Annotated in this window: 11 protein-coding genes and 1 pseudogene; 3 read left to right on the forward strand and 9 right to left on the reverse strand. The window is 43.1% G+C overall.

Annotated elements, in window-relative coordinates:
• Positions 1-4 precede the first annotated feature (4 nt).
• The 3 genes from K429_RS0114710 to K429_RS0114720 are packed head-to-tail and all read right to left on the reverse strand — an operon-like array spanning position 5 to position 1,418.
• Positions 5-202: a DUF3408 domain-containing protein gene (locus K429_RS0114710; RefSeq protein WP_026367376.1), complete on the reverse strand. Its 198-nt coding sequence runs from the start codon at positions 200-202 to the stop codon at positions 5-7.
• Positions 203-213: 11 nt separating this feature from the next.
• Positions 214-657, reverse strand: coding sequence for a DUF3408 domain-containing protein (locus tag K429_RS0114715; protein ID WP_026367377.1), 444 nt, complete (start codon positions 655-657; stop codon positions 214-216).
• A 5-nt stretch (positions 658-662) separates the two neighbouring features.
• Positions 663-1,418 (reverse strand): ParA family protein, encoded by a 756-nt coding sequence (locus K429_RS0114720; RefSeq protein ID WP_026367378.1) that lies wholly within the window; start codon positions 1,416-1,418, stop codon positions 663-665.
• A 684-nt stretch (positions 1,419-2,102) separates the two neighbouring features.
• On the opposite strand from K429_RS0114720, the gene mobA reads away from it, so the two are divergent.
• The 3 genes and pseudogenes from mobA to mobC all read left to right on the forward strand — a co-directional run bounded on the left by mobA (position 2,103) and on the right by mobC (position 5,792).
• Positions 2,103-2,531, forward strand: a complete 429-nt coding sequence (mobA, locus tag K429_RS0114725; RefSeq protein ID WP_026367379.1) for a conjugal transfer protein MobA — start codon at positions 2,103-2,105, stop codon at positions 2,529-2,531.
• The gene (gene mobB, locus K429_RS0114730) at positions 2,510-3,754 is read left to right on the forward strand and encodes a conjugal transfer protein MobB (protein ID WP_026367380.1); all 1,245 of its coding nucleotides are present in this window, start codon (positions 2,510-2,512) and stop codon (positions 3,752-3,754) included. Before mobA ends, mobB begins: the two co-directional genes overlap by 22 nt.
• 32 nt (positions 3,755-3,786) lie before the next feature.
• A pseudogene (mobC, locus tag K429_RS28745) lies at positions 3,787-5,792 on the forward strand (conjugal transfer protein MobC).
• Positions 5,793-5,838: 46 nt separating this feature from the next.
• Here mobC and K429_RS0114740 read toward each other — a convergent pair.
• From K429_RS0114740 to K429_RS0114765, 6 genes are all read right to left on the reverse strand, one after another.
• Positions 5,839-6,798 (reverse strand): nucleotidyl transferase AbiEii/AbiGii toxin family protein, encoded by a 960-nt coding sequence (locus K429_RS0114740; protein ID WP_026367381.1) that lies wholly within the window; start codon positions 6,796-6,798, stop codon positions 5,839-5,841.
• A complete protein-coding gene (locus tag K429_RS0114745) occupies positions 6,779-7,522 on the reverse strand; it encodes a DUF6088 family protein (protein ID WP_026367382.1) in 744 nt (247 codons plus the stop codon). Before K429_RS0114745 ends, K429_RS0114740 begins: the two co-directional genes overlap by 20 nt.
• A 140-nt stretch (positions 7,523-7,662) precedes the next feature.
• Positions 7,663-8,271 carry an RteC domain-containing protein gene (locus tag K429_RS0114750; protein ID WP_026367383.1) on the reverse strand — a complete coding sequence of 203 codons (609 nt, stop codon included), beginning with the start codon at positions 8,269-8,271 and terminating at the stop codon, positions 7,663-7,665.
• A gap of 245 nt (positions 8,272-8,516) precedes the next feature.
• Positions 8,517-8,924: a hypothetical protein gene (locus K429_RS0114755; protein WP_026367384.1), complete on the reverse strand. Its 408-nt coding sequence runs from the start codon at positions 8,922-8,924 to the stop codon at positions 8,517-8,519.
• Positions 8,925-9,229: 305 nt separating this feature from the next.
• Positions 9,230-10,561, reverse strand: a complete 1,332-nt coding sequence (locus K429_RS0114760) for a sigma-54 dependent transcriptional regulator (RefSeq protein ID WP_026367385.1) — start codon at positions 10,559-10,561, stop codon at positions 9,230-9,232.
• Positions 10,554-12,878 (reverse strand): hybrid sensor histidine kinase/response regulator, encoded by a 2,325-nt coding sequence (locus K429_RS0114765; protein WP_052340656.1) that lies wholly within the window; start codon positions 12,876-12,878, stop codon positions 10,554-10,556. Before K429_RS0114765 ends, K429_RS0114760 begins: the two co-directional genes overlap by 8 nt.
• Between the last annotated feature and the right edge of the window lie 82 nt (positions 12,879-12,960).

Raw genomic sequence — 12,960 nt, forward strand, 5'->3', positions numbered from 1 at the left:
AACATTATTGCACTTCCATTCTTTCCAAATGCTCTTTCATGATGTTGGCGAGATAATCATCTACCGTTATGTCGCTTTCTGACACCTTGATGATGCTTTCCAATCGGGCATAGTGTTCATTACTGATGGCTACCGGAATTCCTTTGCCGTTTCTCTTACTGTTCTTTCTCAAAAATGTTTCACGATAATTCTTTGTCTTCATGTTCTTCTTTTTTATAGGTTATTGTATGATTTGATATGTCTGTTGAAGGATTCGGCTACATCATTCTGGAACTGCCCGAAATGGTGAACCATCACATTGTCGAGATAATCCGCTATGGTTATTTCGTTATGACCAATCACTTGCGTAATTTTCAAGATACGGTCATGGAACTCCTTACGGATATAGACCTGTTTCCCTTGTCTTGCCGTGAGTGCGGATTTACGGACAAATGTGTCTTCGTAATCCGACTTCACGGTCTTCTTCCGTTCCGATTCTTCTTTGGTGTTTTCTTTTTTCGCCGGAATATCAGGTTTCTTTTCCTGACCGCTTTCCACTGACACTTCCGCTTCTCCCTCAATGCTTCGTGCATGTGGCGGTATGCTGTAATCATCTTCTCTGAATGAGTTGATGATAAAGCTGGTGTCAATATCTTCTGCTCTTGTCTTCTTTGCCATAGTCTTTACTCCTTAACTATTTCAAGAATCTCATCTACCAACTTGTCAATGTTGCTTCCACGTACCAATGTCCTGTCAGCAGGGAAGATTGTTGAACGGAATACCGCCTTACGCTCATTGGCAATTTCCTTTCTGAAACGCTTGCTGTCGGGAAGAACCACTTTGAGAATGGGCAAGGCGAACTTTGCACAAATCTGTTCATAGATACGATACAGCTCTGTCTTTTCCCGTCCGTCCACCATATTCCAAACAAGGTAAAGTCCCTTGATGTCCGATTTGCCCGTGCTGATCATCTTCTCATTGATGACAGTGGCAAACTTGACAGAGCTTTCCATTACTACACGGTCAGCAATGATAGGACAGAAGATGTAGTCCATTCGGGCAATGGTGCCGACCACTTCTGCATTGTTGATTGTTCCTGGCAGATCAAAGAAAACGAAATCAAGGTTTTCTATCTTGTTGCAAAGATTGTCTGCCGTCCTGATGGCATCTTCGGCTCTGCTGCACAATACCGGATAGGGAGACTTGTTCAAACGCTTGATTTGTTCATAAGCCTGAATCTTGTAATGTTCATCCTCGACAATAGTCGCTTTGTCACGCTTCCGCATGTCATGGATGCTGTACTGGGGGAAGTCGCAGTCTATGACCGCAACATTGTACCCCTTCACGTAATGCAGGTAACTTGCAACAACAACCGTAAGTGTCGTCTTACCTGCTCCTCCTTTTTGGGTGGAGAATGCCACATACTTGGTTTTGCTCATTTTTTTGTTTTTATTGGTTTAACATATCTGAATGACTTTGCGTATTTTCATTCGTACATACGCATGTTCGTTCATTCATTTGCTTATTCAATCATCGGTACGCATTTTTGAATGGAATACCATACCTGCTTGCGTATTTGCGAATGAGTGAATGGTCTCAGGAAAGTATTTTCATAAATTCATCCGTTCATCGGTACTTGCATTAGTCTGTATGCAGGTCTGCTTATTCATTTATTCCTCCATTCAAATGACCGTTTGAAAGTGTTTTCATTCACTCATTCATCCGAATCGCACTGCAAATAAAAAGGATTATTTTCATACTTCCACCATCTTGGAACGCTGTTGCAGCATGTGGCACAGATAGTTGTCTCAATGGCACAGTTCGGCTCTTTTTCAAGCCTGCAAATCACCCTAATTTTGCACCAAAGCGACAAGGCATGACCGCCGGACTCGCCATCGGTAATAACAGACTTTCTTTCCAATCCGTCCCGGACGGATTTTTATGTTCGCCTGAACATAGCAAGATGTCTTTTCAGCCGCTCAAAACTTTTTTGAGCATCTCGAAAACACCTTGCCCTTGCAGGGGGCTGGGCTTGCCCTCCGAAGTCGGGAAGCCTGTCTGAAACTTCGTTGGCGATGTCGGGCGGAATGCCGATGCCGCATAACCACTAAATCCAAAGTAAAATGAAAACAGAAAGGAAAAAGAAAGGGGGAAGAATCCCCAAGAAAGATCCGGCGGTGTACCGATACACCGTCCGTTTCAGCGAAGAGGAACACAACCGTTTCCTCTCGATGTATGAGAAATCAGGCATTTCTGCAAGGTCGGTATTCCTGAAAGCACATTTCTTCGGAGTGCCTTTCCGTGTGCTGAAAGTGGACAAGACACTTGTAGATTACTACACGAAACTGTCCGATTTTCATGCCCAATTCCGTGCCATCGGTTCCAATTACAACCAAATCGTGAAGGAATTGAAGAGCCATTTCTCGGAGAAAAAGGCAATGGCTCTGCTTTACAGATTGGAAAAATGCACGCAGGAACTGGTTGCTCTCAGCCACCGTATTGTCCAACTTTCCAAAGATTTTGAAGAACGATGGTCGCAAAAATCTCAATAGGAAGTTCACTCTTCGGGGCACTTGCCTACAACGGAGAGAAGATAAACAAGGAGCAGGGACGGCTGCTTGCAACCAACAAAATCTTCAATGACGGTTCGGGAACGGTGGATATCCATCGGGCTATGGAGGACTTCATGAGGTATATGCCTTCAGTGATGAGGACGGAGAAACCGGTTATCCATATTTCCCTCAATCCGCATCCCGATGACAGGCTGACAGATACCGATTTTCAAAATATCGCACATGAATATTTAGAGCAACTCGGTTACGGCAACCAACCCTACATGGTCTATAAGCATGAGGATATAGACCGCCACCATCTGCACATTGTATCTGTCAATGTGGATGAGAATGGGAAACGCTTGAATCAGGATTTCTTATACCGTCGGAGCGAACGCATACGGAAGGAGTTGGAAAAGAAATACGGATTGATTCCGGCTCATAGAAATAATGAACGGTTGGAAAGCCCTTTAAGGAAAGTGGATATATCCACCGGAGATGTCAAGAAACAGGTGGACAACACTGTGAAGGCACTTTTCAAAGGCTACCGTTTCCAATCTATGGGTGAGTATCGTGCCTTACTCTCACTCTACAATGTTACGGTAGAGGAAGTACGGGGTGAGGTTCGTGGAAGGGAGTATCACGGTCTGGTCTATTCCGCTACGGATGATGCAGGTAACAAGGTCGGCAATCCGTTCAAATCCTCACTATTCGGCAAGTCGGTAGGCTATGAGGCGATGGAAAAGAAGTTTGCTATTTCGAAAAAGGCAATCAAGGAGAAAAAACTTTCCGACCGTACCAAACGGACGGTGTTGTCAGCTCTTGCCGCCACCTACGACCGTGATAAGTTCGTATCCACCCTGAAAGCCCAAGGCGTGGATGTCGTGCTTCGTGAAACGGACACCGGGCGTATCTATGGTGCTACGTTCATTGACCACCGTACAGGCTGTGTGCTGAACGGCTCCCGTATGGGCAAGGAACTTTCCGCAAATGCCTTGCAGGAACACTTCACTCTGCCATATGCCGGAGAGCCACCTATCCCGATGTCCATTCCAATAGAGGAAACGGAACAGCGTATAATATCCGCCACCGAGTCGGACGACTATTCAACTGGTTTGGGACTGTTCACACCGGATGGTTCTGCCGTTGATGTCGAGGAGGAACGCTTTATCCGTGAGATGCAGAAGAAGAAAAAGAAGAAGCGTAAGGGCTTCAGATTGTAAACCATTCATTAACCTATTAAACAGAAATCAATATGTCACAACAGGAAGACGATTTGAGGGCACTGGCGAAGATTATGGATTTTCTCCGTGCCGTGAGTATTATATTGGTGGTGATGCACATCTATTGGTATTGCTATGAGACCATACAGCTATGGGGCATCAACATCGGTGTGGTAGATAGGATGCTGATGAACTTCCAGCGTACAGCGGGGTTGTTCGGTTGCATTATCAATACCAAAATATTTGCATTGGTTCTCCTTGCCTTGTCGTGCTTGGGTACAACGGGTGTAAAAGAGGAAAAGATTACTTGGAAGAAGATTTGGACGATACTTGCCATAGGCTTCGTTCTTTTCTTTCTTAATTGGTGGATATTGGCTCTGCCATTGCCTATAGAGGCAAATACAACCTTATATATCGCTACAATGGCAGCCGGTTATATATATTTGTTGATGGGAGGTCTTTGGATGAGCCGGTTGCTGAAGTACAATCTAATGGAGGATGTCTTCAATAACGAGAACGAATCATTCATGCAGGAAACACGCTTGCTGACGAATGACTATTCGGTCAATCTGCCTACACGGTTCTATTACAAGAAGAAATGGAACAAGGGTTGGATAAATGTGGTCAATCCGTTCCGTGCAACCATCGTTCTCGAACACCGGGTAGCGGTAAATCCTATGCGGTTGTAAATAACTTCATCAAGCAGCAGATTGAGAAGGGGTACAGCCAATATGTCTATGACTTCAAGTTTCCCGACCTCTCGATGATTGCCTACAATCATCTGATGAACAACTTGGACGGGTACAAGGTGAAACCGAAGTTCTATGTGATTAACTTCGATGATCCACGCCGTAGCCATCGTTGCAATCCCATACATCCGGACTTCATGACGGATATTTCCGATGCCTATGAGAGTGCCTATACTATTATGCTTAATCTCAATAAATCTTGGGTGCAAAAGCAGGGGGATTTCTTTGTGGAATCGCCAATCGTGCTGTTCGCAGCCATTATCTGGCATTTGCGAATTTATCAGAACGGCAAATATTGTACTTTCCCTCATGCCATTGAGTTGCTGAACCGCAAATATGAAGATGTGTTTCCCATCCTTACAAGCTATCCGGAACTGGAAAACTATCTTTCGCCCTTTATGGATGCTTGGCAAGGTGGAGCAATGGAACAGTTGGCGGGACAGATTGCATCGGCTAAGATTCCGCTGTCAAGGATGATTTCACCGCAGCTCTATTGGGTGATGTCGGACAGCGAATTTACACTTGACATCAACAATCCTGAAGAGCCGAAAATCCTTTGTGTGGGTAACAATCCTGACCGTCAGAACATCTACGGTGCTGCACTCGGACTATACAATTCCCGTATCGTGAAGCTCATTAACAAGAAAGGGATGCTCAAATCATCGGTTATCATTGATGAGTTGCCGACTATCTATTTCAAGGGACTGGATAACCTTATCGCTACTGCACGAAGTAACAAGGTAGCCGTATGTATCGGTTTTCAGGACTTCTCGCAGTTGAAACGTGATTATGGCGATAAGGAGGCGGCTGTGGTGATGAACACGGTCGGTAATATTTTCTCCGGTCAGGTGGTTGGAGAAACAGCCAAGACACTTTCGGAACGTTTCGGAAAGGTGTTGCAGAAACGGCAGTCAATCACCATCAACAGGCAGGATAAGTCCACCTCCATCAATACGCAGATGGACAGTCTTATTCCGCCAAGTAAGATTTCCGGGCTTACGCAGGGTATGTTTGTCGGCTCCGTTTCGGATAACTTCGATGAACGCATCGAGCAGAAGATTTTTCATGCCGAAATTGTGGTGGACAATGATAAGGTTGCAGCCGAAACGAAGGCATACAAGTCTATTCCTGTCATTACCGATTTTACGGACGAAAACGGCAAGGACTGTATGCGTGAGATGATACAGGAGAACTACAATCGTATCAAGGAGGAAGTGAAACTGATTGTCAAGGATGAGTTGGCACGAATAGCCAATGATGATAGTCTAAAACATCTGCTGAAGAAGTGAAAAAAATCGGGAGGGTCGCAATGATTCTCCCGATACTTTTTTATAATTACAAGATATTCTTTGCTATTATTTCAAAACTACTAGCCACTAAATCTTCTTTTGGTATCTCCGAAAAAGCAATGGCTGGTAACTCTTTCAGATATGTCTCTTTCAGATTTTCCCACAAATTAGGGAAGTCTGACAATAACGGTGATTGCTCTATTTTTATAATGTTCCAACCATCCGGTTTGTCAAATGTCGCTCTATCATGAGCCAATAAGGTGCTGAAATCCATCTTGAATTGCTCAGATTGTAAATAAGTTGCACATTCTTCATCTTGTAATAGAAAATGCAAGTCATAGAAATGTCGTATCTTGGCTGCTACATCGTAAATATAATTATCCGACAATGAGAAACGTATAAGAGATACTAATTTTTCTGTTAATGTTTGTCTTTTATCCAATACATTCAAAGAGAATGGCTCTAATCCATATTCTTCTACCAATGCATCATTACTTGTCTGACGGAAAAACTGTGCGATAAAACAATCTATACTTCTTGATACATATGGATAGGGATTGGCAAAGGAATTTATCTCCACGAGCAACTGCCCGATATTTACTGTTTCTTTTATAGCCTTGCCAAGAACATTGGGATATGAATACATGGCTTTATAGTAACGAGAGCCTTTACTTGTAACTCCAGGTACTACAACTTCCTCCAATCCCGATGTCATTTCTTTGGTAATCTTTTTAATCAACATCTTCAATTGGTTACCTGATAAAGTATCTGCATCAGATATGGCTATGTCAATGTCCTCCGAAAAGCGATTCCCTATTTTATGAGCCTTGGATAATGATGTTCCACCCTTAAATATTGCCTTTTCTGCATAGGAATTCTGCACCATAAGTTTTAGGGTTCGAGTTATCCAATAGTCTTTCTCAATATATACAGGTCGTATATCCAAAGATTCAGATGCTGCGAGAACGGCATCTGTAAACAGTTTCTTATTTTCGTGTAGGTTCATATATTCTCCAATTTTGTTTAGTTGGTAAAACAGATTCCGATATAGGTAATTTGTATTCTGTTACTCCGTTTAGCGTTTTACGTATTGAGTCCAAGAGATTGTCATTACAACCTATATCATCTAATATAGCTCCGCACAAAGCACGAACATAGTTGGTGTATTTTAGAACGCACTTGACAAGCGTCTCCTTTTGCTCATCATTCAAATTTCGGATAATCTCTTTCAGCCTGATGCACGCATCATTAGGTGTTGTTGCAGGGATTTCTCGAATAAATCTTATTGCATCTAATATTCGTAAAATGTCAATATTCTTCTTGGTTATCGGATTCTGCTGTAGAATAAAAGATATTGTATATTTTTCACGTTTGACAGAACGGCGACTTTTGTTTGTACCAATTTGAATATAAGAAGATATTTGTGTGGTAAGCCCTAATGCATTATATGCAGAATACCCCGTTATATATCCTATGAGTTTACCATCACGTTCAATATAATCTTTAGCTATTTGATAAGCGGAAGGTTTTAATTCTCCAAATTGAGTCTTTCGAGGTTTATAGAATCTTCCTTTTGCCAATTTAGATATTTCACCGGACTTAACCATGCGATTTAACGCTTTTACAACAGCCGATTGATTCTCTGATCCTATTTCAAAATCGGATGCTGTAAAGACATAATCTTCTGGAAATCCAACGATTCTCCTCTTTATATCTTTTGCTATATTCATAATTGTTTCATTATCACGACGCAAAGATAGTAAAATGTCCCGTTTATTACGCAAAAAACGGGACAAAATTACAAATAAGGGTAAGAAACGGCATCACGCAGTCCCTTACCCAACCATATGTATAACTACAAAACAATAGTCTATCTTCTCATTCGTTCCAGCTCGTCATCACGCTGCATTTTTTCGTTCAGTTTCATCTGCATCTTGTCGAGGAAGTAGGTACGGCTATCGTTCTTACGGTGTTTGATGTCGGTGTAGAAGCGGTAGCAATCCTTTGACTCCACTCCGAACAGATTGTATAGAGTGGGAGCAAGTTCATTCAATGGAATATTTCCGTTATTGATGCAGCCCATTTCACTGAAGCCGTATATCAGTTCCACAAGGTCAATGGCATTGCCAGTCCATTTCAAGGCTGGAGTATTGTTCTTTTCTTTGTCGGATGGATTTAGTGGTGGCACTGTTGTAACAGTTGATGAAAGATGTTTCTGCATCTTACGAATAAAGGTCAAAGCCTTGTGTATGAATCGGGTTATATTGCAACCCTCCGATATGGCATCGTGCTTATGGTGAAATTTCAACTCGATTTCAGCGTACATTAAAGCCACTGAGACCAATCTCACATCGTCTAACTCATGACAAAGTTCAATAACCTTTGCCACAAAAGCATTATAGGATGAATGTAATTCGTTACAATCTTCCCCGTCTATATATTTGAAGAAATCAGTTTCTGTCAATATGGTATGATTCATCTTTATTCCGTTTATGGGTTTTACACTTGATTATTTGGTGTGCACACATAAACTATAAGGACAAATCAATTGCCTGTTCATGCCAAGAGTATGAGCATGAAGATGTATCTCACTGAATATCAGCAAGAAAATTCTTGAAGATAATTTTATGACGAATTTCGGGAAACTTGAAAAGTGTTCAGATTCCGAACATCTGTTCAGAACTTGAACATGGTTTTGTGTTCATTATTGGAACACACCTGCATTCATTCAATTACCTTTCGGCTATACATGGAACGGTGAACTCCGCACTTATACCTCTTTTCGTTGTCCAGTTCCCAATAGGAAATGGGAAGTCCGGCTTTGAACAGTTTAAGTTCTGTTCCGGCAATGAACGGTATGGTATAGATGATGATTTCGTCTATCAATCTAAGACGAAAAAGCCCGTTGATGTAATCGGCATTCTCCAATGTCGCTTCAATGATAAATACCGAATCATCCTCGTTTTCCATCAGTCGGGAAGTGGGATAGTTGGAAGAAAACTCATAGTCTGCCGCATCGAAAATCTTGTCGATGTCGTAACTTTCCGGTCGCAATATCCAACGGGCATCACCGCTATTGTCCGATAAACATCCGTCCAATGACAGGACGGCAAACATTTGAACCTTCGCCATAATCTTCCACTTTTATATCATTGTGCCGGGCAAAAAGATAGCGTGCAATTCACACTATCTCTGATGAAGGCTCTGGAATGCCCGAAAGAAAATAGGTAACTGCACGCTATGCATAGGCATAGCATAAGCAATCACGCAATGTTTCCTTTCGATGTTAATTTTCCAGATTCTCATCAGAACACCTTGCGGTCTTATGTCTATATCATCAGGCAATGGCTATGCCAAAACCTGTTTTATCCATATTTTCAGTACAGGCAAATTTTGCCCGGACTGTTTCTGCTGCAAAAATAATCAATTTGCATCAATTATAGGCTTGTCCGGTTAAAAAACTCGTTCAAACCATACTCTTTCATCTTATTATATAAGGTTGTGCGACCTATTCCCAAGAGTTTTGCAGCAAACAATCTGTTACCACCGGTCTGTTCCAATGCGTTTCTGATACGCTCTTTTTCCAGCTCTACATCTTTCAATGTATAACAGACCGGTAAAGCCGTTTGTTCAACATACAATTCCAGATCATCTTCCGATATGATATCGCCCTCGCATAACAATACGGCACTTTGGATTTTTTGTTTCAGTTCCCTCACATTGCCCGGCCAAGGATGGACTTGCAATGCTTTCCGTGCCGAAGCGTCAAACCCCTTTGTCTTTTTATTCAGTGATATATTGCTCGTTTCTCTGAAAAACTCCGCCAACGGCATTATATCTTCTTGCGATTCACGGAGAGGCGGAACGGTTATCGTGAAGTCCTGCAAGCGGTACAGCAAATCCTGTCTGAATCTCTTTTCGGCTACAGCCTTTTGTAGGTTCTCGTTGGTCGCCGCAACAATTCTTACATTGGCGATTTTGTCCTCTTTGGATCCGATCGGACGGTATTTGCGTTCTTGTATCGCACGCAACAACATCTGTTGGGTTTCCATTGGCAGGTTGCCCACTTCGTCAAGAAACAGCGTACCTCCGTTTGCTTCCTGAAAATAGCCTGCTTTGGTGGAGTCGGCTCCCGTAAACGCTCCTTTGACGTGTCCGAAAAATGCCGATTGTGCCAGTGATGTGGAAATGGAACCACAATCTACCGAAACAAACGGCTTGTCGGCACGTCTGCTTTTGGCATGTATGCGTTGGGCGATATGTTCCTTGCCCGTTCCGTTCTCGCCAAGTACCAGCACACTCATGTCCGTAGCCGATACTAAGCGTATCCTTTCCTTTATCTGTCTGAATGCTTTACCCTCACGCTTGAATATCGGTGTCTTGTTCAGTTCCTGTCGGTTGGCTTTCTGTTTTTGGATTACTCCTTGGATGGTCGGAATCAGTTTCTCGTCCAAGAGCCTTTTCGAGAAATAGTCGGTTGAACCTAACTTCATCGAGGCGACAGCGGTATGCACCTCCGCATAATCGGTCATTACAATAAAAGCCTGTTCCTTGCCATTCTTCCTCATCCATTCCAAGAGTTGTGTGCTTTCGCCATCCGGCAGCCGGAGGTCTGCAAGCACAATATCATCGGCTTCTGCTTTCTCCATCAGTTTCTTTGCACGATAGATGTTGTTTACACATTCAATCTGCCAACCCTCTTTTTGCAGTTTTCTCGATACGAACTCGGCAAACACGATGTTGTCTTCCAAAATGATAATCCTATTCATCCGCCACTTCCTTCCTCATCTTTTCCGCGAGAGCGATTATACATTTGCCTTTCTCAATGACGGCATTTACCGCCTCCTGCAATCTGGCAGAATCGGTCTCATCTTCACGATGCAACAACTCATGTAAGTCCCACAACGGTTTGTCCACACGGATAACACCCCAAGAACTTCTCAGATGATGCACCATTTCATCCAATTGTTCCATGTCGCAGTTCTTTCCGGCGGTTTCCGTCTTTTCAATATCCTCTTTGGTTGCTTCAATAAGGGTATCAAGCATTGAAACCTTGTTTCCGTATGCAATCAATGACGAAAAGTCCGGCAAGTCATCTGTTCCCGTATTCTTATCCACATATCGGTCTGCCGTTTCCAACAGTTCACGGATGGAAAACGGTTTGAATAAACAACCGTCAAAGCCCCGTTGCTGCAATTCCGTCTGAGTACAACAGCCCGAAGCTGTAGTAACAATTATCGGAATACTCTTCGAGTTGTTCACATTGGAATCTCTCAACAAATCCAATACATCATATCCGTTCAGTCCGGGCATTTTTAGGTCGGTGATAAGAAGATCGTATCTTTTATTCCGTATCAGTTCCATCAGTTCGCCCACATTCGTACAGGTATCACAAGGTACATCGTATTTGGCGAATATCTCTTTCATCATCTCCAATACCGGTCTGTTATTGTCGATGGCGACAACACTATAATTGCGTTTCGGATACATTTTCCTGTCTTTCATAGGATGTTCCGTATCTTTCCCTGCCAGTTTCATCGGTATCGTTATCGTGAATCTGCTACCTTTTCCGGTTTCGCTCTCTACCTCTATTGTACCTCCCAAAAGTTCAACTATACTTTTGACGATGGATAATCCCAAACCAAAGCCATCTTGTGTGGCTGCATTGGACAAGCGTTCAAACGACTTGAAAACTCTATTCTGTTCCTCTTTAGAAAATCCGCTACCGCTGTCTTCCACGCATAATTTATACACTCCGTCCATATAGGATGCCGACAATAATATAAATCCCTGTTTTGTAAACTTCAACGCATTGGATAGAAGATTTTCTCCAATCTGTATCAGACGGGGCTTGTCGCCGAAGACAATATTCTCATCGCAGTTCTTCACGACAAATGTAAGTTCCTTGTCTTCTGCCTGTTTGCGGAATTCACTTTCAAGTGTTTCTACAATGTTTGTCAATCTCAGTGGTGCGATATCAGCCTCTTCTTTGCCATTATCAAGACGGAAGAAATTAAGCAGCATATTCAGTTGCGACACCATTCGTTCCGAAGCATTCCGGATATTGGTTCTATAGTTCTTCTGTTTCTCTGCATCATCTTCACCGTCCAACAAATCGGCATATCCGGTAATGGCGGACAACGGTGTGCGTAGCTCGTGCGTGATGGTGTGCATCATCTTCTGTCGGGCATCTATCAGTTCGGCATTCTCCTTCAAGGTTGTCGACTGCCTGCGTATCAGCTCGGCTGTATTCCGTCTGTACTTCTTAATCTGTAATGTTTCCTTGTGGATGATGATATACAGGCATATCAGGAGCAGCAACATGAATACGGTCGCTCCCGTTATCAGTATATATCCACGTTCCCGGTTTTGCTTGATAACCTCTTCCTTTATGCTCAAATCTGTTAGGACTTTCTCGTCCAGTTGCCTTATCAGCTGTTGCAACTCAATATTTAGCATACTGTTCTTGTAGGCGAGGCTGTCTGCGTTAGTCGATAACTCGTGGCTCTGTTCCTGTTGTCTTTTCACCACGTCACGGTTCAGCGTGTAGAGTAGGGACGAGGTGGATGCTGCCTGTTGCTTCTTCTTTTTCCTGAACAGCCCGAACAATCCGCCTTTCTTCTTGGTTTCCTTACTACTCTGATAGGCTATGACCGGCACTTGGGAGGCTATCCGTTCATTCTGTATCCCTTGCATCCCGTACAGTTCCCAGATATTGAACAACCGCCGTTCCTTTTCAGATAGCAGCTGTCGCACGCTGTCAATGCGTATCGGCGGATAGTATTTCTTGAACTCACACAAAATACTGTCCATCGCCATACGCTTTTCCTTATATATGATGGTGTCCGTTGCCTCCCATTCAAGTATGGTTTCACCATATAGGGTGAGGTCAAGCATCAGGGCATACGAATCGTGTACCTTTTGACGGATTCGGTTCATCTTGTTTGTTTCCTCTTCCAGCCCTTCCATTTCTTTCCACTCACACAGGTACAGAAATGCAATTCCCCCTGTCAGCAATGCGATGACGGCATAGCCGATAGCCATATACTTCCGTAATGAAATCATATTTTCCTTATCCTGCATCATAGGGCGGTTTGTCTTGAATTGGTTTTACAATGCAGCCCACCGGTAATCTTGCACTGGTGGGCTGTTGTACCTCACACCGCAT

This window comes from Bacteroides sp. 14(A) (assembly GCF_000526555.1).
In the GTDB taxonomy this organism is placed as follows: Bacteria; Bacteroidota; Bacteroidia; order Bacteroidales; family Bacteroidaceae; genus Bacteroides; species Bacteroides cellulosilyticus.

Excerpts from the sequence above, each read along its gene's own strand:
- K429_RS0114710 (WP_026367376.1), bottom strand. The coding sequence starts at position 202 with ATGAAGACAAAGAATTATCGTGAAACATTTTTGAGAAAGAACAGTAAG.
- K429_RS0114715 (WP_026367377.1), bottom strand. The coding sequence starts at position 657 with ATGGCAAAGAAGACAAGAGCAGAAGATATTGACACCAGCTTTATCATC.
- K429_RS0114720 (WP_026367378.1), bottom strand. The coding sequence starts at position 1,418 with ATGAGCAAAACCAAGTATGTGGCATTCTCCACCCAAAAAGGAGGAGCA.
- mobA (WP_026367379.1), top strand. The coding sequence starts at position 2,103 with ATGAAAACAGAAAGGAAAAAGAAAGGGGGAAGAATCCCCAAGAAAGAT.
- mobB (WP_026367380.1), top strand. The coding sequence starts at position 2,510 with ATGGTCGCAAAAATCTCAATAGGAAGTTCACTCTTCGGGGCACTTGCC.
- K429_RS0114740 (WP_026367381.1), bottom strand. The coding sequence starts at position 6,798 with ATGAACCTACACGAAAATAAGAAACTGTTTACAGATGCCGTTCTCGCA.
- K429_RS0114745 (WP_026367382.1), bottom strand. The coding sequence starts at position 7,522 with ATGAATATAGCAAAAGATATAAAGAGGAGAATCGTTGGATTTCCAGAA.
- K429_RS0114750 (WP_026367383.1), bottom strand. The coding sequence starts at position 8,271 with ATGAATCATACCATATTGACAGAAACTGATTTCTTCAAATATATAGAC.
- K429_RS0114755 (WP_026367384.1), bottom strand. The coding sequence starts at position 8,924 with ATGGCGAAGGTTCAAATGTTTGCCGTCCTGTCATTGGACGGATGTTTA.
- K429_RS0114760 (WP_026367385.1), bottom strand. The coding sequence starts at position 10,561 with ATGAATAGGATTATCATTTTGGAAGACAACATCGTGTTTGCCGAGTTC.
- K429_RS0114765 (WP_052340656.1), bottom strand. The coding sequence starts at position 12,878 with ATGATGCAGGATAAGGAAAATATGATTTCATTACGGAAGTATATGGCT.